The organism is Amycolatopsis sp. WQ 127309 (assembly GCF_023023025.1).
Lineage (GTDB): Bacteria > Actinomycetota > Actinomycetes > Mycobacteriales > Pseudonocardiaceae > Amycolatopsis.
This window is the reverse complement of record NZ_CP095481.1, coordinates 9766291-9792224: the sequence shown is the minus strand read 5'-3', so window position 1 is coordinate 9792224 and position 25934 is coordinate 9766291. Positions and strand designations below refer to the sequence as shown.

Annotated in this window: 18 protein-coding genes; 15 read left to right on the top strand and 3 right to left on the bottom strand. The window is 72.8% G+C overall.

Features of this window, described 5'->3' with window-relative positions; translation table 11 throughout:
• Nucleotides 1–16: 16 nt before the first annotated feature.
• The gene (locus tag MUY22_RS43005) at nucleotides 17–979 is read right to left on the bottom strand and encodes an alcohol dehydrogenase catalytic domain-containing protein (RefSeq protein WP_247053221.1); all 963 of its coding nucleotides are present in this window, start codon (nucleotides 977–979) and stop codon (nucleotides 17–19) included.
• Nucleotides 980–1937: 958 nt separating this feature from the next.
• Between MUY22_RS43005 and MUY22_RS43000 the strand changes: the two genes are divergently transcribed.
• The 14 genes from MUY22_RS43000 to MUY22_RS42935 are packed head-to-tail and all read left to right on the top strand — an operon-like array spanning nucleotide 1938 to nucleotide 22670.
• On the top strand, nucleotides 1938–3695 hold the full coding sequence (locus MUY22_RS43000) for a non-ribosomal peptide synthetase (RefSeq protein WP_247053219.1): 1758 nt from the start codon (nucleotides 1938–1940) through the stop codon (nucleotides 3693–3695).
• Nucleotides 3692–4930, top strand: coding sequence for a cytochrome P450 (locus tag MUY22_RS42995; protein WP_247053217.1), 1239 nt, complete (start codon nucleotides 3692–3694; stop codon nucleotides 4928–4930). Before MUY22_RS43000 ends, MUY22_RS42995 begins: the two co-directional genes overlap by 4 nt.
• A gap of 41 nt (nucleotides 4931–4971) precedes the next feature.
• The gene (locus tag MUY22_RS42990; RefSeq protein WP_247053215.1) at nucleotides 4972–5739 is read left to right on the top strand and encodes a thioesterase II family protein; all 768 of its coding nucleotides are present in this window, start codon (nucleotides 4972–4974) and stop codon (nucleotides 5737–5739) included.
• Entirely contained in the window at nucleotides 5736–6953 is a 1218-nt protein-coding gene (locus MUY22_RS42985; protein ID WP_247053213.1) for an MFS transporter, read from the top strand. Before MUY22_RS42990 ends, MUY22_RS42985 begins: the two co-directional genes overlap by 4 nt.
• Before the next feature lie 34 nt (nucleotides 6954–6987).
• A complete protein-coding gene (locus MUY22_RS42980; RefSeq protein WP_247053211.1) occupies nucleotides 6988–12348 on the top strand; it encodes a condensation domain-containing protein in 5361 nt (1786 codons plus the stop codon).
• The gene (locus tag MUY22_RS42975) at nucleotides 12345–13802 is read left to right on the top strand and encodes a M28 family peptidase (protein ID WP_247053209.1); all 1458 of its coding nucleotides are present in this window, start codon (nucleotides 12345–12347) and stop codon (nucleotides 13800–13802) included. Before MUY22_RS42980 ends, MUY22_RS42975 begins: the two co-directional genes overlap by 4 nt.
• Entirely contained in the window at nucleotides 13783–14880 is a 1098-nt protein-coding gene (locus MUY22_RS42970) for a 3-oxoacyl-ACP synthase III family protein (RefSeq protein ID WP_247053207.1), read from the top strand. The genes MUY22_RS42975 and MUY22_RS42970 overlap by 20 nt, the downstream gene beginning before the upstream one ends.
• A gap of 24 nt (nucleotides 14881–14904) precedes the next feature.
• Nucleotides 14905–16779 (top strand): HAD family hydrolase, encoded by a 1875-nt coding sequence (locus MUY22_RS42965; protein ID WP_247053205.1) that lies wholly within the window; start codon nucleotides 14905–14907, stop codon nucleotides 16777–16779.
• Complete coding sequence (locus tag MUY22_RS42960) at nucleotides 16772–17035, top strand: acyl carrier protein (RefSeq protein ID WP_247053203.1); 264 nt, start codon at nucleotides 16772–16774, stop codon at nucleotides 17033–17035. Before MUY22_RS42965 ends, MUY22_RS42960 begins: the two co-directional genes overlap by 8 nt.
• 29 nt (nucleotides 17036–17064) lie before the next feature.
• The gene (locus tag MUY22_RS42955) at nucleotides 17065–18861 is read left to right on the top strand and encodes a non-ribosomal peptide synthetase (protein WP_247053202.1); all 1797 of its coding nucleotides are present in this window, start codon (nucleotides 17065–17067) and stop codon (nucleotides 18859–18861) included.
• A gap of 17 nt (nucleotides 18862–18878) precedes the next feature.
• Entirely contained in the window at nucleotides 18879–19064 is a 186-nt protein-coding gene (locus MUY22_RS42950; protein ID WP_247053200.1) for an MbtH family NRPS accessory protein, read from the top strand.
• Entirely contained in the window at nucleotides 19061–19855 is a 795-nt protein-coding gene (locus MUY22_RS42945) for a thioesterase II family protein (RefSeq protein ID WP_247053197.1), read from the top strand. Before MUY22_RS42950 ends, MUY22_RS42945 begins: the two co-directional genes overlap by 4 nt.
• Entirely contained in the window at nucleotides 19852–21129 is a 1278-nt protein-coding gene (locus tag MUY22_RS42940) for an acetyl-CoA carboxylase biotin carboxylase subunit family protein (protein ID WP_247053174.1), read from the top strand. The genes MUY22_RS42945 and MUY22_RS42940 overlap by 4 nt, the downstream gene beginning before the upstream one ends.
• Nucleotides 21123–22670 (top strand): condensation domain-containing protein, encoded by a 1548-nt coding sequence (locus MUY22_RS42935; RefSeq protein WP_247053172.1) that lies wholly within the window; start codon nucleotides 21123–21125, stop codon nucleotides 22668–22670. The genes MUY22_RS42940 and MUY22_RS42935 overlap by 7 nt, the downstream gene beginning before the upstream one ends.
• 866 nt (nucleotides 22671–23536) lie before the next feature.
• Here the strand turns inward: MUY22_RS42935 and MUY22_RS42930 are convergent.
• A complete protein-coding gene (locus MUY22_RS42930; RefSeq protein ID WP_247053170.1) occupies nucleotides 23537–23725 on the bottom strand; it encodes a hypothetical protein in 189 nt (62 codons plus the stop codon).
• A 356-nt stretch (nucleotides 23726–24081) separates the two neighbouring features.
• Complete coding sequence (locus tag MUY22_RS42925) at nucleotides 24082–24555, bottom strand: MarR family winged helix-turn-helix transcriptional regulator (protein ID WP_247053168.1); 474 nt, start codon at nucleotides 24553–24555, stop codon at nucleotides 24082–24084.
• Between the two features lie 84 nt (nucleotides 24556–24639).
• On the opposite strand from MUY22_RS42925, the gene MUY22_RS42920 reads away from it, so the two are divergent.
• Nucleotides 24640–25878, top strand: coding sequence for an FAD-dependent monooxygenase (locus tag MUY22_RS42920; RefSeq protein ID WP_247053166.1), 1239 nt, complete (start codon nucleotides 24640–24642; stop codon nucleotides 25876–25878).
• Nucleotides 25879–25934 lie beyond the last annotated feature (56 nt).

Sequence of the window (25934 nt, the reverse complement as noted above, 5' to 3'; positions counted from 1 at the left end):
GGCGTTCGGCCGCCGGTCAGGGAATGAGAACCGGAGCCGGGCCCGTGGAGCGCGACTCGACATCACGATGGGCCCGCACCACGTCCGCGAGGGGATACCTGCGGACTTCGCGCGCGCCGAACACACCCTTGCGCAGCACGCCGAAAACCTCGTCGGCGGCATCGAGCAGGGCCTCGCGGCCGGGCAGATGATCCCCGGTCGAGGATCGGGTGACGTGCACGCCCGCCGCTTTGGTCCTGAGCAGGGACGCGTCGATCTCCCCTGACGCGCTGCCCGCCAGGTCGAGCCGGCCACCCTTGTCCAGTACGCCCGCCACTTCGTCGAAGACCGCTTGTCCGACCAGGTCGTAGACGATGTCCACGGGCCGCGCCTCGTGGGCCACCAGTCGCGCCAGGTCGCCCGTGCCCGCCACGGCGACGTTCCCCAGCCCTCGGGCATTGAGCGTCGCGACCTGCTCGGGGCGAGCCACCACGGCGATGACCGTCGCGCCGAGATCCGACGCCCAGTAAGCCAGCAGCGAGCCGACACCACCCGTGGCCCCGGTGACCACGGCCAGGGTTCCCGGTCCGACGGGGTGGACGCGCCGCACCCGTGCCCACGCGGTGAGCCCCTTGGCCAGCACGGACGCGGCGACGTCGGACGGGATGTCGTCGGGAACGGGAACGAGCTGCGCCTCCGCGATCAGCCGGACCTCCCGGTAGGCACCGGGCGCGAAGTAGTAGCCGACGCGCTCGCCCGGCGCCACCGAGGTGACACCGGGCCCGACGGCGTCGACCGTCCCCGCCGCCTCGACACCGATCACGGCGGGCAGGGGGCGAACCGGAAACGCCCCGTTCCGGAAGTACGTGTCGACGTAGTTCAGCCCGATGGCCTCCTGCCGGAGCCGGACCTGACCGGGTCCCGGGGCTCCGACGTTTTCGCTCTCCAGCCGCAGGACCTCCGCATCGCCCTGGTGGTACATGCGCACAACGTCACTCACGGCCTTCTCCTTGCCACGCCTGGAACCTCCAGGTTATGTACCTGACGGTATAGAATTCGCCCGGCAAGTTCTGTACCGAGAGGTAAGGATCACACCTGTCGACGTGGCCAGATGTGAACGACAGCCTGGGACTAGCTTCGCGTGCGCGGAGACGACAGCATCGTGCTCTTGCCCACGCCGCCCATGTCGGGATCGAGCGGCGCGCCCCGGGTCACGGACGCGTCCGCGGCGCCATGGGTCACTCCTGCGGATCCGGAGCTTCCGCCTGCGCGATCCCGGGATGGGCCTGCCGTCCACGACCAGGTGCGACAACACATCCAGGCGCGTGGCCTCGGGATGATGCGTCGCGATGACCATCAGGTCGGCCATCGCCTGAGGTAGAGAGCCGGCCCTGGGTGACTGCGCCAAAGGAACGGCACGGGCGGGGGTGGTCGGTGAATGCGGCCGGGCTCCGGTTGGCCGTGGTGGGTGCGCGGTGGACTGTTACCAGGGCAACGGCGGACGGGGATACGCCGTGTGAAGACGTCGCCGTCCGCTGAGTGAAAGTGGTTCATTCCGATGATTGACGGCAAATCTTCGGGGACCGTTGCTCGTGGGTGTGTCAAATTCTTTTACCAATCCGGCTCTCCATTGCTCGCAATACTGTGACGGTGGAGCTCGCAATGCAACATGACCGCCCGCGTGAGGCGGCGGCACGGTCACACGGTCGGACTAGTCTTGGTGGGCAATTTTCCGGTAGTCTTCCGGTGACAACGAACTTTGGGGGTTCATCGAACTATTCGCGAAGCCGCGGCAGAGCTCTGGGGAGCCCTGTGGGGGTGGCGCAGGTGCGCCGCCTCAGGGGAACAGTCGCTCTGGACCGTGTGCTTCGCCTTGACGTCATCACTGTGAGGACATCTCGTCGGACAGTCGCGCCCAGATTAATGGCGCCGTCTTGGGATGGGCTGAAAGGAGTGTAATGAGTGACGCCTTTGTTGAGCATTCCACTACTATTGTTTCCCGGTTCACCGAGGTCGCCCGGCTTTCGCCGGAACGGATAGCGCTTGCCGCCGGAGAGGGTGAACTCACCTACGCCGCTCTCGACGACCGGTCCGATCGGCTCGCCGCCGCATTGGTCGCCACCGGGGTGCAATCCGGGGACGTGGTGGCCGTCGAAGCCGGTCGCGGAATCGCGACGATCGTGGCTCTGCTGTCGATTCTGAAGGCCGGCGCGGCCTATCTCGCGCTGGATTCGCGGTATCCGGCGCGGCACCGGGAACTCCTCCTCGGGGACGCGGGCGTGAAGGTGCTCCTCGTCCCGGACGACCGGGCGATGGTGCTCCCGGCGGGCGTGCGGGCCGTGCGTTCGGACGTCGAGCACCCCGCCCTCGGCTTCCTCCGGCCCGAGGTGCGCGCCGAAGACGTCGCTTACCTCGCTTACACGTCGGGGTCGACGGGGGTGCCGAAGGGCGTGTGCGTGCCGCACCGGGCGGTCGGCCGGCTGGTCGTGGGCGCGGACTTCCTCCCGATCGGCCCCGACGACGTCTTCCTGCACTTCGCCCCCGCCGCGTTCGACGCCTCGACGTTGGAGATCTGGGGCCCGCTCCTCAACGGCGCCCGTCTGGTGCTCGCCCCGCCGCACGACCTGCCGGTGACCGAGCTGACGAAGTTCGCCGGGCAGCACGGGGTCACCATCCTGTGGCTGACCGCGGGATTGTTCCACCAGGCCGTCGAGACGGGGCTGGACGACCTGCGCGGCCTGCGGTACCTCATCGCCGGCGGCGACGTCGTGTCGCCGGCCCACGTGCGGCGGGCGCTGGCGGCGCTGCCGGGAACCAGCGTGGTCAACGGCTACGGGCCCACCGAGAACACCACCTTCACCTGCTGCCACCGGGTGACCGGGCCGACGTACGATTCGGTGCCCATCGGGCGGCCGATCCGCGGTACCGGCGTGCACGTGCTCGACGAGAACCTCACCCCGGTACCGGACGGGACGATCGGCGAGCTGTACGCCACCGGTGCCGGCCTCGCGCACGGGTACTGGGGGAGTCCGGCGCTGACCGCCGAACGCTTCCTGCCCGACACCGTGAGCGGTGCGCCGGGGCAGCGGATGTACCGCACCGGTGACCTCGTCCGGCGCCGCCCGGACGGTGTCCTGCTCTACCACGGCCGCACCGACCAGCAGGTCAAAGTGCGGGGTTTCCGGATCGAGCTCGGTGCGGTCGAAGCCGCGCTGGCCGAGGTGCCCGGTGTCGCCGACGCGGTCGCCGTAGTGGAGGCCGGGAGCAGGCTGGTGGCCTGGGTCGTCGCCACCCCCGGCACCCGCCTGTCCACTTTGGACATCCGGCGACAGCTCGGGGACGTCCTGCCGGCCTACGCCCTGCCCGCGCGCATCCGGCTGGCGGCCGAGCTGCCGTTGACGGCGAACGGCAAGGTCGACCGGAGTGCGCTGGCGAGCGAGACATCCGCGGACCGGCCGGAGCTCAGCGCCGAGTACCGGGCGCCCGACGGCGAGGTGGCGCAGGCGGTGGCAACGGTGTGGATCGACCACCTCGGCGTCGCCGGCATCGGCGCCGACGACGACTTCTTCGAGCTCGGCGGCCACTCGCTGCTCGGGGTGCGGATCATCGGCGAGCTCGCGGGCCGGTTCGGCGTCGAGGTCTCACCGATGGACTTCTACCTCGAGCCGACCCCGGCCGGTCTTGCGCAGGTCATCGAGAAAGCGCTATCAGCGTGAGGATCAGCGCCGGCCTGGGCGCGTTCCCCGTCGCCAAACTGTCCACTGTGGATCTGTTCGACGCGGATTTCTTCGCCGAGGGCGATCCGCACCCGGTGTGGGCGGCGATGCGCGCGCGGGCGCCGTTGCACCGCCAGGTCCTGCCGGACGGCCGGTCCTTCCGGTCGGTCACCCGCTTCCACGACGCCTGCCGGGTGCTCGGGGACCACCGGGTGTTCACCTCGGAGCGGGGCAGCGTGCTGACCCAGCTCGGGGTCGACGACATCTCCGCCGGACGGATGCTGGTCTCGACCGACCCGCCGCGTCACGGCGAATTGCGCCGCCCGCTCAACGCCCGGTTGTCGGCCCGCACGCTCGCCGCGTGGGACGACCGGATCCGCCGGGCCGTGCTGCGATTCCTGGAGCCGGCTCTCGACGGCGGCGAATGGGACGTCGCCGAACGGGCCTACGAACTGCCGATGACGGTGGCCGGGTCGCTGCTGGGCATCCCCGAGAGCGACTGGGGCGAGCTGGTGCGCTGGACGGCGATGGCGGCCGCACCGGACGACACCCGGTTCCGGGTCCGCAGCAGCGGCGCGACCCTCGCGATCGCCCACCACCAGCTGTTCGAGTACTTCGGCGCGCAGGTCAAACTCCGCCGGGACGACGACCAGGCGCGGACCGACCTGATCGGCCACCTGATGACCATGACGGCGGGCGGCGCCCCGCTCACCGACGAGGAGGTCGTCTACAACTGCTACAGCATCCTGCTCGGCGCCAACGCGACCACACCGCACACAGTCTCGGGAACGATCCTCGCGCTCGCCGAGCACGAGGGCCAGCTGCGCCGCGTCCTCGACGATCCGGGCCTGGCCCCGCAGCTCGTCGAGGAAGGGCTCCGCTGGACTTCGGCGGCGAACAGCTTCCTCCGGTACGCGGTCGCCGACACCGAGCTGAGCGGGGGCCGGGTCGAGGCGGGCGAGGCCGTCGCGGTCTGGATCGGGTCCGCGAACCGGGACGAGTCCGTGTTCGCCGATCCCTACCGGTTCGACGTCACCCGCACGGACAACCGGCACATCGCCTTCGGCCACGGCCCGCACTACTGCCTCGGCGCCACGCTGGCCCGCCTGACCTTCCGGATCCTCTTCGACGAGTTCTTCCGGCGGTTCGGCACCATTGAGGTGACCGGACCACCGCGGCATCTGGCCTCGGTGTTCATCGCGGGCCTCACCAGCCTTCCCGTCCGCACCAGGTGACACACCACCGAACCCCTTCAGACCACGGAGGACACCCCGTAGTGAGCTCGAACGCCGCCACCGCAGCCGGCAAACCCGGCCGCTGGCTCCTGCGCACCCCCGCCGCCACGTCGGCCGCGCGTCTCTTCTGCTTCCCCTACTCCGGTGTGGGTGCGTCGATGTTCAACGGCTGGCCCCGGTCGATCGGCGAGGTCGAGGTGTGCCCGATCCAGCTGCCCGGCCGGGAGAACCGCATCCGCGAAGGGCACTACGGCAGCTACGCGGACTTGGCCGGTGCACTGGCCGAGGCGCTGCTCCCGCACCTCGACCGGCCGTTCGCGTTCTTCGGGCACTGCGCCGGCGCGCTGCCGGCCTTCGAAACGGCCGCCCTGCTGGCCGAGCGCGGCGATCCGGTGCCGGAAACGCTGTTCGTCTCCGCGCAGGTCGCCCCGCATGACTGCCCGCACGACCGCTTCCTCGACCTCGGCGACGACGAGCTTCGCCGGGAAATCGAATTCCTGACACTGAGCCGCGGCGGTGAGGTGTACCCGCCGCTGGTCGAGCTCGGCCTGGCGATCCTGCGCGAAGACCTGGCAGCGAACCGCGACTACCGGCGCCCGGCGCCGGTGAGCACCATGCCGTTCCCGATCACCGTCTTGCACTGGTCGCAAGACGCGGAGGTGACCCAGGAGCAGTTGCGCGGCTGGAGCCGGTACGCCGACCGCGTCGACTTCCCCGTCGTCGACGGCGGTCACTACGACTTCCTGTCCGCTCCGCCGCAGCTGCAGGAGCGGCTGGCCGCGCCGTTCGCAGCGGCGGTGCCCCGGTGACCCGAGTGGCCGTCCCCGTCTTCACGCTCCCCGGCTTCCGCCGGCTGCTGGCCGGCCGGAGCCTGTCGTTCCTGGCGACCGCCCTGGTGCCGACCGCACTGACGCTGGCGGTGCTCGACGCGACCGGCAACGCGGGGGACCTCGGGCTGGTGCTGGCCGCGGAACTGGTGCCCCAGCTGGTCCTGCTGCCCGTCGGCGGCGTGCTGGCGGACCGGTTCCCGGCCCAGCGGGTGGCTTTCGCCGCCGACCTGCTGCGCGGTGCCGCCCAGCTGGGCATCGGGATCGAGCTGCTGCTGGGGTTCGTCCGGATCACCGACCTGGTCGTGCTTTCGGCCGTGACCGGAGTCGGCATCGCCTTCGGCACGCCCACGATGTCGCCCCTGGTGTCGGCCGTCGTGCCCGGTGACGCCCGGCTGGCCGCGAACGGCCACCTCGGTGTCGCCCGCGGGATCGCGCTGGTCGCCGGGCCGGGCATCGCGGGCGTCCTGGTGGTCACCGTCGGCGCCGGCTGGTCGTTCGTGGCGACCGCGGCGCTGTTCACCGCGGCTGCCGCCACCCTCGGCGGCGTGCGCGCCGACCGGCCGGACCCGGCCGCGCGGGGCACGTCGTTCTTCCGGGAGCTGGCCGACGGCTGGCGCGAGGTGCGGATCCGGTCGTGGTTCTGGACGAACCTCGTCGGGCACGGCGTGTCGAACCTGGCCGCGGGGGTGCTCATGACCCTCGGCCCGCTGATCGCCGTGCGCTCGCTCGGGGGCGAGGTGACCTGGGTGATCATCTACCAGGCCGGGATGGCCGGCCTGGTGGTGGGCGCGCTGGCCGCGCCGCGGCTGCGGTTCGGCCGGCCGCTGGTCGCGACGTCGGTGTGCGGGGCTCTGTTCGCGTTGCCGCTCCTCGCGTTCGCGGTGCCGCTGGCGCCGTGGGTCGAGGCGGTCGCCTACGGCGTCGGCATGCTCGGCGTCGGCACCCTGAACACGGTCTGGCAGACCACCATGCAACGGCACTTCCCGGTCACCGCCCTGGCGAGAGCGGACTCCTACGACGCGCTGCTCTCCTTCGCCGCGCGACCGCTCGGGCTCGCGATCGCGGCCCCGATCGCCGCCCTCACCGGCGTCGCCCCGCCGCTGATCGTGATGGCCGCGCTGGTCGCGGCGGTGAACCTGGCGATCATCGCGGTCCCGGAGGTCCGCTCCATCACCGGCTCGGGACCGCGTTGAGCCGTCCGAGCACTCAATCGATCGGGGGACAGGCATGACAAGCACGGCTGTTGCGGTGATCGGCGTCGCCTTCGACCTTCCGGGCTGCGCCGGCTGGGACACTTTGACCGAGGTGCTCGCCGCCGGTCGCGACGCGATGCGGCCGCTGCCGGCGCGCCGGGCCGAGCGCACGGGCGTCGTCACGTCGGAAGCCGACCGGGAGGGCGGTTGGGTCGACGACGTCACGGAGTTCGACCACCGCTACTTCGGCCTTTCGCGCGCCGAAGCGGAACTGATCGACCCCCGCCAGCGGCGCATGCTCCAGCTGGCCGTGGCCGCGGTCGGTGACGCCGGTTACGCGCCGGGGGAGCTCGCCGGCACGAACGCCGCGGTGCTCGTCGGTGGTTACGGCGGACCGCACCCCAGCCTCTCGGACCTGCTGCCGCCGGAGGCGCGCGCCACCGGCCCGGCCGCTACCGGCAGCCTGCACGCCTACGCGGCCGGCCGCATCGCCTACCACCTCGACCTGCGCGGTCCGGCGCAGGTGCTCGACACGTCGTGTTCGTCCTTCCTCGTCGCGCTGCACGAAGCCCGCTGGAAACTTGTCCGCGGCGAGAGCGACCTCGCACTCGTCGGCGGCTACGAACTCGTCCTGGGCGAGCTGCCCCGGCGCGCCGCCGGCGCCGACGGGCTGGGCGTGCTGTCCGCGTCGGACCGGTGCCGCCCGTTCGACCACACCGCCGACGGGACGGCCTACGGCGAGGGCGGCGGGTTCGTGGTCCTCAAACGGCTCGACGCCGCGCTCGCCGACGGTGACACCGTGCACGCGGTGCTGCGGGGCAGCGCGGTGAACCAGGACGCGCGCCGCAGCACCGGGCTGACCGTGCCGAGCCCGGCGGCCCAGGCCGAGGTCGTCACCGCCGCGCTGCGGGACGCGGCGCGGACGCCGGCGGAGATCGGTTACGTCGAAGCACACGGGACCGGGACGAAGATCGGCGACCCGATCGAGATCGAAGGGCTCGCGGCCGCGTTCGCGCCGTACGGCCGGGGAACCCCGGTGGTGTCGTCGGTGAAGGGCTCCTTCGGGCACCTCGGCTGCATGGCCGGCTTCGCGGGCCTGGTGCGGATCCTCGCCCAGTTCCGCGTGGGCGAGATCTTCCCGACCGCGCACTTCGAAGCGCCCAACCCGCTGCTGCCGGAGGCGCCGGTCCGGATCGCCGCGCACCGCGAACCGTGGCCCAACGCCGACGGGCCCCGGTGCGCGGGGATCAGCGGGTTCGGGCTCAGCGGCACGAACGCGCACGTGATCGTCGAGGAAGGGCCCGCGGCGGCGAGCCCGTCGATCGAGGCCGGCGACGAGCAGCTGGTCGTGCTCTCGGCCCGCACCGCCGACGGTCTGCGGCAAGCGGCCGGCGCGCTGCGCGACCGGATCGCCGAAGACGTGCCCGGCTTCGACCTGGCCGCCGCGGCCGAGGTCCTCGGGACCGGCCGCGAGCACTTCGCGTACCGGTCGGCCTGGGTGACGTCGGATGGCAAGGACCTGGTGGACCAGCTCGCCGCCACCTGGCCGGTGCACCAGGTGGAGAACGGTCCGGGAGCGCGTCCGGTGGTCGTGGCCCTCGGCGAGCCACCGGACGTCCCGGCCCGCCGGCTCCGGGCGGCGGCCGCGGAGTTCGCCGGGTTCGCCGAAGTCGTCGCCGAGGCCGCGGCCGCCGTCCCCGAGGCGGGGTGGACCGCGGCTCAGCGCGGGCTGGTCTGGCTGCTCGGCGCGCACCGCGTGCTGACCGGCGCGGGCGTGCGTCCCGCACTGGTGCTGGCCCACGGGATCGGCGCGGCCGCCGCCCGCGTGCTGCGGGGTGCGCAGCCGACGGCCGACGCGCTGGTGGCCGCTCCGGCGACGCCGGCGTCGCCGGACCGGATGGCGCTCGAGCGGGCCTTGGCCGGGTTCGACGACCCGTGCGTGCTCGACCTCGCCCCCGGCAGCGCCCTGTCCGAAGCGCTGCCCGGACCGGCGAGGGCGACCGGCCTGCTCGACGCCGTGCGCGTGCTCTACCTGGCCGGCCACGACCTCGACTGGCGAGGCCTGCGCGGGCGGCGTCCGCGCCGGCGGCTCCGGCTGCCGGTGGCCCCGCTCGCCGAAGAGCACTGCTGGCCCGCGCTCGCGTCGCCCGGGAAAGCGCTCTCAGCCGGTGAACCGCCCCCGGCGAAGCAGTCCGGGGAAGACGACGTCGCCGCGGTCGTGCTCGGGTTCGTGCGGGAGGTGCTGAAGGAACCCGAACTGGGTCTCGACGCCGACTTCTTCGACGTCGGCGGCAACTCCCTCAACGGCACGCAGCTGGTGGCCCGGATCAACGAGCGGTTCGGCACCGATGTCGAGGTGCTCGACCTGTTCGACCACGGTGACCTCGCTTCGTTCGCGACGGCAGTCGCCGAACAGGCGGCGCTGTCCGCCCTCGAGCCGCCCGCGGTTCCCGTGGCTCCCACCGCTCCCGCCGGCGCGCGAAGCCCGTTGTCGGGCGAGCAGCTCGCGATCTGGGCCGGGTACCGGCTCGACCCGGAAGCGGCCACCTACCACCTGCCCGCGGCGTTCCTGCTCGCGGACGACGCCGACCTGCCGGCCCTGAGCACCCTGCTCACCGGCCTCGCCGCCCGGCACCCGATGGTGCGGGCGTACCTCGAGGACAGCCACGACGGCACGCCCGAGCAGGTGATCGCGCCGGCGGAACCGGTGCGCCCGGTGATCACGGAGCTCGACCTGACCGCGTTCCCCGAGCGGGGACCCGAAGCGCGCCAGGCGTTGCTGCGCGCTTTGCGCGGCCTCGTGGCCATGCCCTTGTCGCCGTACACCGGGCCCGGGCGGTACGAAGTCGTGCGGGCCCGGTTCGCCGACCGGACGCGGGACGTCCTGCTGCTGACGTTCCACCACCTGTTCGTCGACGGCTGGTCGTGGCGACTCTTGTTCGACGACCTGGGCGGCGCGGGGACCACCCCCGCCCGGCACTACTTCGCGCACGTCGCCGACCAGCGCTCCACTTTGGACGGTCCGGAAGGGGCGGACCTGACCCGGTTCTGGCAGGACTACCTGGCCGGCAGCCGCTACGTCCCGCTCCCGGCCGACGGGGCCGCCACGGGCACCGGCCACGACGAGGTCGTCTTCGGGCTGGCCCCGGACCTGGCCGCCGGGCTGCGGGAGCTGTCCCGTCGCTCGCGCCGGACGCCGAACATGGTGCTGCTCGCCGCCTGGGCGGTGCTGCTGTGGCAGCTCACCGGTGACCCGGACGTCTGCGTCGCGGTCCCGGCGGCCGGCCGCCGGCCGGAAGACGAACCGGTGGTCGGCAACTACGCGACCACGTTGGTGGTGCGGGTCCGGGTGCGGCCCGAAGAGCCGTTCAGCGCGCTGGTCGACGCGGTCCGGACGGCGTCGCTGCGAGCGGTCGAGCACCAGGGCTTGCCCACTGACCGGCTGCGGCGGATCGCCCGTCCGGGCTCAGCGGACCCGCTGGCCGCCACGATGTTCAGCCTTTCCACCGACGTCGCACCACTGACGCGGCTGGGCACGGACGGCCCGGGAGTCGAACTGCTCGACGTCGGCCAGGGCGGGCAGGCGTTCCCGGTCGGGCTCGTGCTGCTGGAGTACGGCGACGAACTGCGCGGCCGCCTGCAGTACGACACCGGTTCCTTCGAGGCCACTACCGCCCAAGAGTGGCTCGACGCCTACCTCGGGCTGCTCGGCCGGGTCGTGGCCGAGGACGCCGGGTTCCGGGTCGGGTCCGTCGCCGGGACAGCGGCCGTGCGAACCGCACCGCAACGGCCACCGGTCCCGGGCCGGCCGGCCCACGTGCCGCCTCGCACGCCGATGGAGGAGCGGCTCACCGCCCTGTGGGGCGAGCGGTTCGGGCCGGGACGCCTCGGCGTCCTCGACGACTTCCTCGAAGCGGGCGGCGACTCGATGACGGCGATCGCCCTGGCGTCCGCCGCGGCCGCGGCCGGGCTTTCGCTGCGGCCCAAGCACATCCTCGACCACCGGACGATCGAGGCCATCGCCCGGGTCACCACCGAACTCGAACCCGAGCGGACCGCGGAGCGCGTGAGCGAGGCGGACGACACGGACATCGGTGCTTCGCCGGCCCAGCTGGAGTTCCTCGCCCGGGAGGTACCTCGACCCGACTACTGGAACCACGGCGTCGGCTACGCCCTCCGGCGATCGGTCGGTACGGATGAGCTGGACCGGGCCTTGCGGGTACTCGCCGAGCGCCATCCCGTGCTCCGCGCGCGGCTGCGCCCGGCCGGGGACGGCTGGACGCAGACCGTGGCGCCGGAACCGCCGTCGTCGACCGAGTTCGACCTGCGCGACGTCTCCCCGGCCCGGTGGGCGGCAGCGGTGGACGACCTCGCGACCGGGTTGCACGAGACCCTGAGCCTCGCCGAGGGGCCCGTCTGCCGCGCCGGCGTGTTCCGGCGGGCCGCGGGGGATGGCCCGGACGACCTGGTCCTGGCCATCCACCACGCCGTGGTGGACCTGTACTCGTGGAACGTCCTGACCGAGGAACTGGCCGCGCTGCTCGACGGCCGGCCGTTGCCGCCGCCGGGCCCGGACTTCCCGAGCTGGACCCGGCGGCTGGCCCGCACGATCCGGGAAGAGCCGGACCGGCTGGACGTCGGCTACTGGCTGGACCGGTCGTGGAGTGCGCAGCTGAGGCCACTGCCACCCGGCGGGTTCGGCGTCGAGGCCGCGACCCGGGAGCTGGACACCGGGTACCCGCTCGCCGCGGTCACCGCCGGGGCCACGCGGTACGAGCAGCTGCTGGCCGGGCTCGGCACCGCGCTGCAGCACTGGCTCGGGGTGCGCGGCGGCGAGGTCGCGATCAAGCTGGTCGGCCACGGCCGGGAGGACCTCTCGGGCGACGTGGATCTCGGGCGGACGGTCGGCTACTTCAACGCGACCCACCCCTTCGCGCTGAGCTTGCCCGGCCGTCGCACGGGCGAGGCCCACACGGCGGCGGTCGCGGCGGAGCTGCGTTCGGTGCCTCGCGGCGGCTTCGACTTCGAGCCCGCGCTACGGCTGCACCCCGACCCGCTGGTCCGCGGCCGGCTGGCCGCGATTCCCGCACCGGCCCTGCTCTTCTCGTTCTGGGGCGCCCCGGCGTTCCTGGGCACGGGCCGGGACGACCCGGCCGGGACGCTCGGTGACGTGCGCACCGACCTCGTCGGCCGGGACCGCTCGCACGACCTGCCCCGCACCTGCGGGCTGGAGATCTACCCGAGCGTGGCCGGCGACCGGCTCCACGTGCGGTGGCGCTACAGCGGCGACCTGCTGGCCGAGGACTCGGTCCGGCAGCTCGCCGAGCACTTCGGGGCCGCGATCGAGCGATCGTCCCCGTCCGAAGAAAACGACGAAGGAGTCGAGAACCCGTGAAGAGAACACCGAGCCGCACCCCGCTGCGGCGCAAGCCGCTGGTCGTGCTGACGGCCGCAGCCACCCTGCTTTCGCTCGCCGCCGCGGGCCCCGCAGGCGCCGGGGGCCGGTCGCTGGCCGACCGGATGGCCGAGGAGGTGACCGGCGCGAACGCGTGGAACCACCTGGCCACCCTGGCCGACCTCACCGCGGCCAACGGCGGGCACCGGGTCTCCGGGTCCCCGGGGTACGAGGCCTCGGCGGATTACCTGACCAAGACGCTGAAGCGCGCCGGTTACGCGGTCCAGCGCCAGCAGTTCAGCTTCCCCGACTACCGGATCGACGCCGAGGCGGCCGCCGAGACCGCGCCGCAGGCCCGGACGTTGCACCCGCAGATCGCCCGGTTCTCGGTGTCCACCCCGGACGCCGGGCTCACCGCGACGGCGGCCGTCCCGTCCGGAAAGGACACCGGCTGCACGGCGGACGACTACGCCGGCACCGACGTCCGGGGCAAGATCGTCCTGGTCCGCGTCGGCGACTGCTTCATCACCCAGAAGCAGCTCGTGGCCGCGGCGGCGGGGGCGTCGGCGATGCTGATGAACGCCGATTCGCCCAACCCGGACCTCAACCTGCGCTACCGCATGGTGCCGCCGGAGGACGCCCGGATCCCCACCGCCACCCTGCCCCGCGGTGAAGCCGAGCAGCTCGTGGCGGACGTCGCGGCCGGCCCGGTCACGCTGCACGTCGACCTGCGCGGCGGCGGGATCACCACCACGACGTACAACCTCATCGCGGACACGCCGACCGGCCGCGCCGACAACACGGTCGTGATGGGCGCGCACCTCGACAGCGTCGACACCGCGCCGGGGATCAACGACAACGGCGCGGCGGCGGCGATGCTGCTCGAGACCGCGCTGCGCCTGGCCCCGCACGCGGCCGAGGTCCGCAACCGGGTCAGGTTCGCCTGGTGGGCGGCCGAAGAGAAGGGGCTCGCGGGTTCGCAGTACTACGTCGACCAGCTGAGCACGCAGCAGCGCGGCCAGACCGCGCTGTACCTGAACCTCGAGATGATCGGGTCGCCGAACTTCGCCCGGCAGGTCTACAACGGACAGACCGCGACCGGGCCCGGCCCGGCCGGATCCGACCAGATCTCGCGGCTGGTGAACGGCTTCTTCGCCGACCGGAAGCTGCCCACGGTCGGGCTGGAGCTCGACGGCCGGTCCGACCACAGCGCGTTCGTCAACGCCGGCATCGCCGCCGGCGGGGTCAACGCCGGCGCCGACACGATCAAGTCGGCGGAGTGGGTGAAGCTCTTCGGTGGCACCGAAGGGGAGATGCTCGACCACTGCTACCACCAGGCGTGCGACACCCTCGCCAACGTCAACAAGACCATCTTCGACCAGAACGGCCGCTCGATGGCGTGGGCGATCGGCCGGTTCGCGGTGAGCACCGCCGATGTCAACGGCGTGGGCTGAGCCCTCGCCGGGAGACCCGGGCCCCGGCACGTCCGCGGGGCCCGGCATCCCGGCAGGCCCTGGATCTCCCGGGGTACCGGGACTGGGGATCGTCGCGCTCGGCCAGGCGCTGGGCACCCCCTGCGAACCCGGCGACCTGCCCGGCGCCGACGTCGCCAAGCTGCGGAACTGGGGGTACCGGCGGCTGCACCGCGCCGAACCCGCGGTGGGCTTGACGGACCTGGCCGTCCAGGCGGGCGAAGCCGCGCTCCGGCGGGCCGGAGTGGCCGCCGCGGACGTCGACCTCGTCGTCCTGGCGATCACGGACATCGCCGAATACCTGTACTGGGACCCCGCCGCGGCGGTGCAGCACCGGCTCGGCGCGGATCAGGCCGAGGCCCTGCTGCTGACCCAGGCCTGCGGCGGCGGGGTGACGGCGTTCGACACCGTCGCCGGGCGGTTCGCCACCCACCCCGGCTACCGCACCGCGCTGGTGGTCGCGGCGAACCGGATCGTCGAAACCTACTGGGACCGCGTCGAAACGGGTTCGTCGCTCGGCGCGGACGGCGCCGCGGCGGCGGTGCTGCGCCGGGACCACCCGGGCTGCCGGTGGCTGGTGAGCGAGACGATCAGCGACGGTCGCTACGCCGGCTTCATGCGGATGGAGGCCGGCGGCGCGGCCCGGCCGTTCACCGGGACGCTCCCGGTGGGCATCGCGCCGATGGCCGAGCGGATGGACCGGTTCTTCGACGGCGACGGCCGCGCGGCCCTGGCCTTCGCCGACGGGCTCGGCGCGCGGACCCGCGAGGTGCTCCAGCGGGCCTGCGACCGGGCCGGTGTCCCGGTCGATGAGCTGGAGCGCGTGCTCTACCTGCACGACAACCGGCCCGCCTTCGCAGCATTGGCCGAGGAACTGGGGATTCCGCTCGACCGCACCAACGTCGAGCAGGCCCTGGCGCACGGCCACTGCGGCCCGGCGGACCAGCTGATCAGCCTGGAGCGGCTGCTGTCGGGCGGGGAGCTCGTGCCCGGCGACGTCGTCGCCCTGCTGAGCACGGGCAGCGGCATGCACTGGGCGTGCACGCTGCTGCGGATCTGAACCCGTTCCCGAGCGAGGACAAGGATGATCGTGGAAGATCTGCTCGCCCGCGTGCGCCGCCTGGCCGAGCCGGGCGCCGCACCCGATCCCGGCCTGCCGGCGCTGCTGACCCGGACCGGCGACGTCGGCCGGGTCCGCGAAGCGGCCCGGCTGCTGGCCGGCACGGACCCGGCCCTGCTGTTGCCCGCGGGACGTGCGCCACGCACGCTGCGGGTCGCGGTCGCGGCCTCCTTCACCGCGGACGGCGTCGTGCCGCTGCTGCGGGTCGCCCTGCTCGCGGCAGGCATCGACGCCCGGATCGAGCTCACGCCGCCGGACCGGCTGCTGCTGCAGCTGGAAGCCGGCGACTCCGCGCTCGCCCGCTTCGCCCCCGATCTCACGCTGTGCCTCACCGACGAGCGGCTCTTCCTCCCGGACGAGTCCAGCCCGGAGGACCTCGACGACGCCCGGACGCAGACCCGGGACCGCTTGGCCCGCTTCACTGGTGCCGTCGGGGCGTTCGCCCGGCACGGCACCGGCCGGATCCTCGTCCACACCGTGCCGCTGCCGGCCGAGCGGCCCCGGACCCTCATCGCGCACCGGGACCGCGCGACACTGGGCCGGCTCTGGCGGGAGCTGAACCTCGGCCTCCTCGACCTGGCCGAGCCGGGCGGCCGCGTCGACGTGCTCGACCTGGAGACGTTGCTCGCGAGCTCGCCGGTGCCGTTGCGTGACGAGCGGCTGCACCGCTTCGCCGGCATGGCGTGGTCGCCGGGGCTCGAGTGGTGCTACGCCCGGGAAGCCGCGGGGTACGCCCGCGCGCTCGCCGGGACGTCGCGCAAGTGCCTCGTGCTGGACCTCGACAACACCGTGTGGGGCGGGGTGCTCGGCGACGACGGCCCGGAGAACATCGAGGTCGGCCCGTTGTACCCGGGCAACGCCTTCGTCGCGGTGCAGCGCGCCGCGCTTGCACTGCGGCGCCAGGGAATCCTGCTGGCCATCGCCAGCAAGAACGACCCGGACCTGGTGGAGCGGGTGTTCGCCGAGCACCCCGCGCTGCTCCTGCGGCGCGGCGACTTCGTGGCCGTGAAGGCGGGCTGGGACGCCAAGGACGGCAGTCTCGCGGAGATCGCCGCCGAGCTGAACCTCGGGCTCGACAGCTTCGTCTTCGCCGACGACTCGCCGTTCGAGTGCGAACTGGTCCGCGGTGCGCTGCCGGAGGTGGCGGTGCTCCGGCTGGACGGCGATCCGGCGGACCACGTCGGCACCCTGCTGGCCGGCGGTCACTTCGACGTGCTCGCGACGACCGACACGGACCGGCGGCGCACCGAGCTCTACCAGGCCCGCGAAGAACGGCACCGGTGGCAGGAAACCCGTCCGTCCACAGAGGACTACCTCGCCGGCCTGGAGCTGGTGGTGCGCGTGCGGGCGGCCGATGAGTACCAGCTGCCCCGGGTGGTGCAGCTGGGTGCCCGCACCAACCAGTTCACCTTCACCGGCCACGCGCATTCCGAGCAGCGGACCCGGGAGCTCGCCGCGGCACCGGACGGGCTCGTGCTCGCCTTCGAAGTCGCGGACCGCTTCGGCGACGAGGGCGTCGTCGGCGCGGTGTGGGTCGCCGGGCACGAGGGGTGCTGGCTGATCGAGAACATGGTGATGAGCTGCCGGGTTTTCGCACGCGGGATCGAGTTCGCCGTGCTGCAGACCGTCGCCGACCTGGCCACGGCCGCCGGCGTGGACCGGCTCGAAGCCGGGTTCCGGCCGACCGGCCGCAACGGGCCGGCGGAGAAGTTCCTCACCGACGCCGGGTTCACCGGGCACGAGGCCGGCCGGCGAGTCCTGTCCTTGCCGCGGGAACACCCGCTCACGCCCCCGTGGCTCACGCTGCACTTCGGAGAACGGACAACCGCTCATGCCTGAAACCACCACGGACCTCGCACCCGAACTGGCCCGGCTGGTCGCCACGGTGACCGACGTGCCGGCTGCCGAGATCACGCCGGACCGGCGCTTCGCCGAGCTGCCGGGCTGGAGCAGCCACACCGCCCTGCGCCTGTTCACCGCGGTGGAGGACGCCTTCGGGGTCCGGCTGGTCCTCAAGACCTACCTGGCCACGGAATCGGTGGGCGCGCTCGCCGAGCTCACCGCCGCCGCTCACCGCTCCGGTCTGAGCCGATGACCGCGGGCCGCCCGACCGAAGGAGTGCCCATGCCCGGCCCGTCCGACCCGCTGCGCCGGGTCCCGACCGGAGCGCACGCGTTCGCGGCGGCCGCCGCGAACGCCGGCGACCGTCCCGCACTGCGGCAGGACGCCGCGGTCCTCGGTTACCCGGAGCTGGCCGGCGCCGCCGGCGCCGCCGCCGACTGGTTGCGCGCGCGGGGAGTCGGCCGCGGTGACGTGGTCGCCACCCTGCTCGACCGGTCCCACCGCTCGATGATCGCCGTGCTGGCGGCCTGGGCGGTCGGGGCGGCGTACGTGCACATCGAGACGACCGACCCGGACCCGCGGATCGCGGCACTGCTGGCCACGACCGGAGCGCGGGCGGTCTTCACCGACGACCGCAACCTCGCCCGGCTGCCGTCCGCAGCGCCCCCGGCGACCGTCGTCGACGAGACCGCGTCGGCGCCCTACCGCGTCGCGCCCGGGGTGGCACCCGGCGACGTCGCCTACCTGGTGTGCACCTCGGGGTCCACGGGGGTGCCGAAAGCGGTCGTCGTCACCCACCGGGCGGTGCTGAACTACACGGCGGCCTTCTTCGAGCGGGTGGCCGCCACCGGCCTCGCGAGTTTCGGCCTCACCACGACGTTCGCGGCCGACCTCGGCAAGGTGTCGGTCTACGGCGCGCTGCTCTCCGGCGCACGGCTCGACGTCTACAGCCGCGACACCACGCTCGATCCACGCGCGCTCGCCGCCGACCTCCGCGACCACCCGGCCGACTGCCTCACCTACACCCCGTCCCAGCTGGAGGTGCTGGCCGCGGAGGGCGACCTGGCCGCGCTGCTGCCCCGGACCCTGCTCGTCGTGGCGGGGGAGGCCTTCCCGCCCCGGCTGGCCCGGGCGATCTTCGCCGTCCGGCCCGACCTGGAGGTGCACAACGGTTACGGGCCTTCGGAAGCGACGATCCTCGCGACGACGCACCGGGTCCGCCCGCAGGACGCCGACCTGCCCCGGGTGCCGGTCGGCACGCCGCTGGCGGGCGTGCGGGCGCGGGTGCTCGACGGGGACGGCGGTCCGCTCGCCCCCGGCGAGGCGGGCGTGCTGTACCTCGGCGGCGACTGCCTCGCCGACGGCTACCTCGGTGAACCCGAGCTGACCGCGGCGAAGTTCGTCGAGCTCGGTGACGGGACGTACTACTGCACCGACGACGTCGTCGTCGCCGGCCCCGGTGGCGAACTCGACTACCTCGGCCGGGCGGACCGCCAGCTCAAGGTGCGTGGCAACCGGGTCGAGCCGGGGGAGGTCGAGGCCGCGCTGCTGGCCCGGCCCGGCATCCGCCAGGCGGTGGTGACCGGTGAAGAGCCGGTGGCCGGCGGTCCGGTGGAGCTCGTCGCCTACGTCACCGGAGCCGGTGACCCGGCCGAGCTCAGCCGCGCGCTGCGCGAGGTCCTGCCGTCCGCGCTCGTGCCCAGCCGGGTGCACTTCGTCGACACGATCCCGGTGAACCTCAACGGCAAGACCGACTTCGCCGCGCTGCGGAGTGCGGCCGGCCGGACCGCCCGGGCGACGGTCGCCGGCGACCCCCCGCGGTCGGCCACCGAGCGGCTCGTGCTGGACGCCTGGGCGGACGTGCTCGGCCGGCCGGGAATCGGCCGCGCGGAACGGTTCCTGGAGATCGGCGGCGACTCCTTCAAGGCACTGACCGTCTTCGCCCGCCTGCGACGGTCCTATCCGGACCTGGTGATCACGCAGCTCTACCAGCACGCCACGGCCGCCGAGCTGGCGGCCGCGCTCGACGGCGGGGCCGCCCCCGTGGCCGAGCCCGCCGTCAGCGTCGTCGAGCTCTGAACCGGAGGTACCGACCCATGGACTACGTGATCGTGGTCGACGCCGAAGACCGCCATTCGCTCTTGCCGGTGTCGACGCCGGTGCCGCCGGGCTGGCGGGCGGCCGGCTTCCGCGGCAGCAGACAGGACTGCCTCGACCGGATTTCCGAGGTGTGGAAAGACATCCGCCCGGCAAGCATCCGGCGCGAACCGGAGCGGAGGTGAACCGGCAGCGGCTGTGCCCCGAGCTGTGGCAGCTGGGGGACACGGGGCCGGCCGGGGCCGCGCGGACGTTCGTGTTCGCTCCCTTCGGCGGCGGCAGCGCCTACGCCGTCGCCGAGTGGGCTGGAGAACTGGTGCGGCCGGGGGAAGCCGCGGTCGCCCTGCAGTACCCGGGCCGCGGGCCACGCCACCTCGAACCGAACGCCACCGACCTGCCCCGGCTGGCCGGGCAGTGCGCGGCGGCGATCCACGATTGCTGCCCGGGTCCCCTCGTCCTGGTCGGGCACAGCCTGGGCGGGGTGCTCTGCTACGAGATCGCGCTCGCGCTCGACGACCTCGGCGCGGACGTCGAGCTGCTCGCCGCGTCCGCGGCCCGGGCGCCGGACGACCAGCGGCTCGACGCCGGCACGGTGCTCGCGATGAGCCGGGACGACTGGCTCGCCGAGGTCGCCTCGGGCGGGCACCTCGCCGTGTCGGACGCGGAGCTGGCCGACGTCGCGGACCTGATGATCCCGGTGCTGCGCGCGGACTACCTGCTCCTCGCCCGCTACGCCCCGGCCGGGTGGCGCCCGGTCCGGGCCGGGCTGCTGGCGCTCGGCGGCCGGGACGACCCGTGGGTCACCCCGGCGCACCTGGCCGGCTGGAGCCGGTGGACCACCGGCCCGTTCGGCTCCCTGATGCTCGACGGAGGCCACTTCTACTACCGCGACCGGCTCGACGCGTTCGGCCGGGCGATCCGTGAACGGCTGACACCGGCCCGCAACCACCTCGCCGGTGCGGAGAGGACCCGATGAAACCCACTTTGGTGGTCGTGTACGACGACGGCGCGGCCCATCCCGGCGACATCGCCGTCGGGCTGGGGGACTGGGCCCGCTGCGTCTTCGTCGTACCCCCGAACGCGCACACCCGCGAGATGGAACCGCTGCTCGCGCGGTTCGGCACGGTCCTGGTCGCCGAGGCGGCGCCCGAAGCCGCCGTCCAGCTGGCCCGGCACCACCCCGGCGGGATCGTCACCTACGCCGAGCGCGGCCTCGCCATGGCGGGGGAACTGGCCGGGCTGCTGGGGCTGCCCTTCCACGACGAGGCGACTTTGGCGCGCCTGACGGACAAGTGGCACCAGCGGGAAGCCTTGCGGGCGGCCGGTGTGGACGCGGTGCGGTGCCGCCGCATCGAGACCGCGGCCGACTGGCCGGAGGCGGTCGCCGAGACCGGGCTGCCGGCGGTGCTGAAGCCGGCGCACGGCGGGGGCAGCCGCAACACCTTCCCGGTCCCGGATGAGGAAACCGGCCGACGGCTCGTCCGGCAGCTGCTCGGGGAGTCCGCGCCCGGACTGCTCACCGGCGGCACGCTCGTGCTGGAGGAGTACCTCCCCGGGCGGGACTGCGGGCCGTTCGGCGACTACGTGTCGGTCGACAGCGTCGTCCAAGGCGGCGAGATCACGGACCTGTCGGTGACCGGCAAGTTCCCGATGGTCCCGCCGTTCCGGGAGACCGGGCGGTTCTGGCCTTCGCCGCTCGATCCCGGCGAAACGGCCGAGGTGCGGGCACTGGCCGGGGCGGCGGTCACCGCGGTCGGCGTCCGGATGGGCCTCACCCACACCGAGATCAAGCTGACCCCGGACGGGCCGCGGGTGATCGAGGTCAACGGCCGGCTCGGCGGCGGGATCAACGAACTGGCCGGCCGGGCCTTCGGGCTCAGCCTCGTCGAGGTCGCCGGGCGGATCGCGCTCGGCGAGCGGGTCGAGGTGCCCGGGTTCTACACCGGGCGCGCGTACTTCCAGCTGTGCCACCCGGCTCCCCGCCGGGAGGTGACGGTGCGGGAGATCGAGGGCGCCGAGACCGTGCGGGACATCCCGGGCGTGACGCTGTACCGGCCGTACGCCAGGCCGGAGACTCCCTACCCCGGCGGGGTGCAGACCCTGGAGCTGGACATCGTGATGGGGGAGACGGCCGACGTGGCCGGGTTGGCACCGATCATCGCGAAGGTGGATGCGGCGCTGCGGTACCGGTTCGAGTTCGCGGAAGGGGACCGGCACACCGTGGCGGCGACGGAACTGGGGGCGTGGTGAACACGGAAGGGAAGCGGGCGAACGTGGCCGAGGCGGAGACGGTACTGGCCGAGATCTGGGAACGGATCCTGCGGGTGGAGAAGGTGGGACCGGACGACGACTTCTTCTCGCTCGGCGGCGACTCCCTGCTCGCGCTCAAGGTGATCGGCGAAGCCGAGCAAGCGGGACTGGGCCTGTCCCTGATCGATCTGTTCCGGAACCCGACGCCGAGGGGCGCGTGTTCGGCCCTGCGGACACCCGAAGCGGGCGGCAGCCCGGCCGCGGACCTGCTTTCGCCGCTCGACCGGGCCAGAGTCCCAGACGGCGCCGAGGACGTCTATCCGGCGGCCCGGTTGCAGCTGGGGCTCATCTTCGAGGGACTGGTCAGCCAGGGCGCGGCGTACCTGGACGTGGTGGCGCGGACCGTGACCCGGCCGCTGGACCCGGCCGTTCTGACCACCGCGCTTGCCCGCCTGTCCGCCCGGCACCCGGTGCTGCGGACCAGGTTCGACCTGACGACGTTCAGCGAGCCCATGCAGGTCGTCGAAGCCGAGGCGGCGATCCCGCTCGCTGTCTCCGACTGGACTGGACTCGGCGAGGCGTCGCGCACGTCGCGGTACGAAGAGGTCATGGGTGAGCTCGCGCTCCCGTTCGACGTGGAGCGGCCCCCGCTGCTGAGGGTCCACGCGGCGGCGGCCGGCGCGGATTCCTTCGTCCTGGCCTATTCGTTCCACCACGCGATCCTCGACGGCTGGAGCGAGGCGGTGTTCTTCAACGAGCTGGTGCGGACCTACGCCGGCCTTCTCGACGGCGTGCCGCCGGAACTGCCCGTCCCGGCCCGGTACCGCGAGTTCGTCCGGCTGGAACGGGAAGCGGCGGCCGATCCCGAGGCGGTCCGGTTCGCCGAGGGGCTGCGAGACACACTGCCGCCGGCACCAGCCTCGAGCGACGCGCCGCCGGTGCACCGCAAGGTGAGCGCGAAGATCCCATCGGGTGACGCCGCCCGGCTCGAGGAACTGTCGGCGGCCTGGGGCGTGCCGTTGAAGAGCCTGCTGCTGGCCGTGAACTGTGCAGCGGTCGGCGTCGTACGGCGCACGGACGACCCCGTGGTGGGCCTGCTCCTCAACGGCCGTCCCGAACAGGTGGGCGCGGACGTGACGCTCGGGCTGTTCCTCAACCAGCTCCCCGTGCGCCCGGGCGTCCCGGACGGCGACTGGCGCGCGGCAGCCCGCCGGTGTCTCGCCGCGGAGAACGAGTTGCTGGCCCACCGCCGGTTCCCGCATTCGGCGGTGCGCAAACTGCTGGCGGGCGACCCGTTCGAGGTGATGTTCAACTACGTTCACTTCCACCCGCGCGACGAACTGCTGGCCGCCGGGCTGGTCACCGAGGAAGAGGACATGCGTGACCACACGAGTCTGCCGATCCGCGTGGAGGCCCTGAACGACGCCGGGTTGAGCGTGCACGTCACGGCCGACACCCGCCGCTTCGGCATCGACTTCCCGGAGCGGCTGGTGGCGGAGCTGGTGAAGGCGATCGGAGAGCTGGCGTCGACCGCGGTTTGAGGCAGCTGAGAGGGCGTCCGCCGGCCGCAGGTCCATCGCGAACTGGGGCGCCGACACCGTCGACGGCAGCGTCTGGCGGCGACCTTCACGGGCGAGCCCGCCTGGAACTGCAGCCCGAACGGGCCCGCCGGAAGTCCCGGCGGGCCCGTTCGCAGCAAGCTGGAGCGCGCTCGCACCGAGTAAGACAGCCGGCCGGCGGTCTGGCAACAGTGGGACGACGTCGCCGAGGCGGCTCACGGCACCCCGGCGAGCTGCCCGTGTCAACAGGCTTGGACGCCGCGCAGATGTGGCCACTACGGTCGGCCAGGATGGCTGTCACTCGACACGAGGTGTTGTCAAGCGTCAGTGGAGTTGGCCCACCGTCACTCGAGGCACCTACTTGGCGCGTACGTCACCGGATCTGGCGTGGCACCGAGCAGCGTCGCCCGTCGCGAGTACAACCTGCTGTGGCGCGGGCCGGAACAACAAGTCCTGCCGCTGTGCGAAGAGCTCGGTATCGGGTTCGTCTGCTGGGCGCCGCTGGCGTACGGTTCACCACCGGCACGATCAACCCCTACACGCGGTTCGCCCAGGGTGACTTCCGTCGGCACCGGGTGATCGGTGCGCGGTCGTGGCGATCAGTTCGACCACCGGGACGACCGGTCGCTCCGGTGGGTAGCTGCTGATCGTTTCGCGGAGTTTGCGCGCGGCCTCGGTCAGATCTCCTGTCATGGCCCCGAGTGCGGCCGAGCCGGGTGCGCCGCAGAAGCCGACCAGGAGAGAAGCCGGTGCCGTGGGTGGCCTGCGGTTTTGCCCTGGGGTACCACCGGCGGATGCCGCGCTCGCGAGGGACAGGGTGAGCAGCAGCCGGCGGTTGACGGTCGTCTTCAGTTGCGGGTCCCGTTCAGGCTGCTCGCGACCAGGGAGGCGCACTGGCCCAGGGAGATGTGGCGTTCGCGCGCCATCTCGCACAGGGTGGCACGAGCCCGGCGGGGGTGCACACCCTGCCTGGCCAGAACGGCGATTGCCTGGTCGATGTCTCCGACACGAACGGCGATTTTCTTGCGGACCTGCACCACGAACCCCCGGAAAGGCGACCAGCGAACAGTTGCTGGTACCCGGTCGCGCCAATCGTAAACCTGCCCGGCCGTCTGCCGCTGTCGACTCTGTCCTGCCCGGACACGCGAGGTGTCCGTCCGGAAACTGTCCGATGTGGACGAGGCGGGTCCAGTCTCGACCATGGAGGACGCTGCTCCTGCCGCCAAGCGACCGCCCATCGTTCAGCCAGCACACGCGGGATCGACGATTCCTGGTGGGTGGCGCCGGATAAGTCCCCAGGCCGGTGCCGCCCACCTTCACCGGCGGTTCGGTATCCGGCTGGTTGACGGTGGCCGGCCGGTGACTGCAGCAGGCTCGACGGCACCCTGTGGTGTCAGTCGTCGGTCGGTGGGTGTTCCACGAAGTCCTTCACAACCCCGGTCAACCGGTCGACGACGGTCTCGACGAGGGACAGCTCGGCGTCGGTGTAGCCGGCCAGGACAGCGTTCTGTCGCTGCGCGAGCCCGGCGAAGAACGCGTCGGCTGAGGCGTGGATGGCGGGCGTGGAGTGCAGCGTGACGACCCGGCGATCGCTGTGTCCGCGGGTGCGGATGATGTGGCCGGCGTCTTCGAGCCGGTTGAGCAGTGTCGACGTGGCTCCGGTGGTGAGAACGACGTGCTCGGCGAGGCGGGCCGGAGTCATGGGTGCGCCCTGGTCCTCGGCGGTGAGGATCGCGACCATGGCGGCGGCGTCGGTGGTGTGCATCCGCTTGGTGCGGGCGAACAGCCTGCCCAGCTCGTCGCCGGCGGCGGCGAACTCCCGAAGCTGGGGCACGACGCGCTGATCCGGCGTCCGCTCGTCATCCATGACACGACCTCCTTGTTCGGGTGGCAACATATCATTCGGTCAAGTAGCTTGATGGCGTAACTACTTCACCGAAGAGGAGTTCAGGTGTCTGCACAAACCCGTCCCCGCGTTCTCGTCACCGGCGGCAGCATCAGTGGTCCCGCCCTCGCCTGGGGCCTGCTGCGCGAAGGCTTCCAGCCCGTCGTCCTCGAACGATCGCCGCAGCGTCGCGGCGCCGGGCAGAACATCGACATCCGCGGCCTCGGCCACGAGATCGTGCGGCGGATGGGCATCCGCGATGCCGTGCTCGGCCAGCTGACCGGCGAGTCCGGCACCCGGTTCATCACCGAGCAGGGCCGCGTCTACGCCGAGATCGAGCGCCAAGAGGGTCGCGATGGACCTACGGCCGAGCTGGAGATCCTGCGGGGACGGCTCGCTGACATCCTGCTCGGGACCATCGCCGACGGCGTCGAGGTCCGTTACGGTGACTTCGTCGCCGGCGCCGACCAGGACGCCACCGGCATCGACGTGCGGTTCGACTCCGGGCGCCGGGAGCGGTTCGATCTGCTGCTCATCGCCGAGGGCCGCAGTTCCCGCACCCGGCGGTTGCTTCTGCCCGAGCAAACCCACTACCGCGACAAGGGCCTGAACGTCGCCTTCGGCACGATCGACCGCCGCCCCGAGGACGACGACTGGTGGTACTTCATGACCACCACGCGGGGCCGGGTGGTCAACGCCCGCCCCGACAACGTCGGCACGATCCGGGCCAGCTTGAGCTTCCCCGACCGGTCTGCAGGGTTCGCCACACTGCCGGCCGCCGCCCAGATCGACTTTCTGCGTGCGAGTTTTCGTGGTGCCGGATGGCAGACCGAGCGCATCCTCGACGGGTTCGCGGCCCGGCCCGAGGAGTTCTACACCGACCGGTGGGGCCAGGTCGTGATGTCGCGGTGGAGCGCAGGCCGGATCGGGGTGGTCGGTGACGCCGCGTGGGGGTCGGGACCGACGGGAATGGGCACCACGCTGGCGCTGGTCGGCGCGCACGTGCTCGCGGGCGAGCTCGGGCGCAGTTTGCGCGAGCCAGGTGACACTCACGTCGGCGCTTTTGCCCGCTACGAGCAGCTCCTGCGGCGTTATGTCGACAGCGCGCAGGGACTCGCTCCCGGTATGCCCCGGCTGATGCACCCGGAGACCTCGGCCGGGTTGGTCCTGACACGGGGGCTGCATCGCGTCGTCACCTCCAGGGCACTGCGCCCGGTCGTGGAGAAGATGGTGATCACGTCGCAGAAGCACGAGCCGCGGCTGCCCGAGTACTCCAGGCTCCGCGCGCGGACTGCGGTCTCGTAGTGCGTACTCCGCACGTCCGGTCGATGAGGCTCGACGCAGATCCCGTCGAGTCCCCG

Excerpts from the sequence above, each read along its gene's own strand:
- MUY22_RS43000 (WP_247053219.1), top strand. The coding sequence starts at position 1,938 with ATGAGTGACGCCTTTGTTGAGCATTCCACTACTATTGTTTCCCGGTTC.
- MUY22_RS42980 (WP_247053211.1), top strand. The coding sequence starts at position 6,988 with ATGACAAGCACGGCTGTTGCGGTGATCGGCGTCGCCTTCGACCTTCCG.
- MUY22_RS42970 (WP_247053207.1), top strand. The coding sequence starts at position 13,783 with ATGTCAACGGCGTGGGCTGAGCCCTCGCCGGGAGACCCGGGCCCCGGC.
- MUY22_RS42965 (WP_247053205.1), top strand. The coding sequence starts at position 14,905 with ATGATCGTGGAAGATCTGCTCGCCCGCGTGCGCCGCCTGGCCGAGCCG.
- MUY22_RS42960 (WP_247053203.1), top strand. The coding sequence starts at position 16,772 with ATGCCTGAAACCACCACGGACCTCGCACCCGAACTGGCCCGGCTGGTC.
- MUY22_RS42955 (WP_247053202.1), top strand. The coding sequence starts at position 17,065 with ATGCCCGGCCCGTCCGACCCGCTGCGCCGGGTCCCGACCGGAGCGCAC.
- MUY22_RS42950 (WP_247053200.1), top strand. The coding sequence starts at position 18,879 with ATGGACTACGTGATCGTGGTCGACGCCGAAGACCGCCATTCGCTCTTG.
- MUY22_RS42940 (WP_247053174.1), top strand. The coding sequence starts at position 19,852 with ATGAAACCCACTTTGGTGGTCGTGTACGACGACGGCGCGGCCCATCCC.
- MUY22_RS42925 (WP_247053168.1), bottom strand. The coding sequence starts at position 24,555 with ATGGATGACGAGCGGACGCCGGATCAGCGCGTCGTGCCCCAGCTTCGG.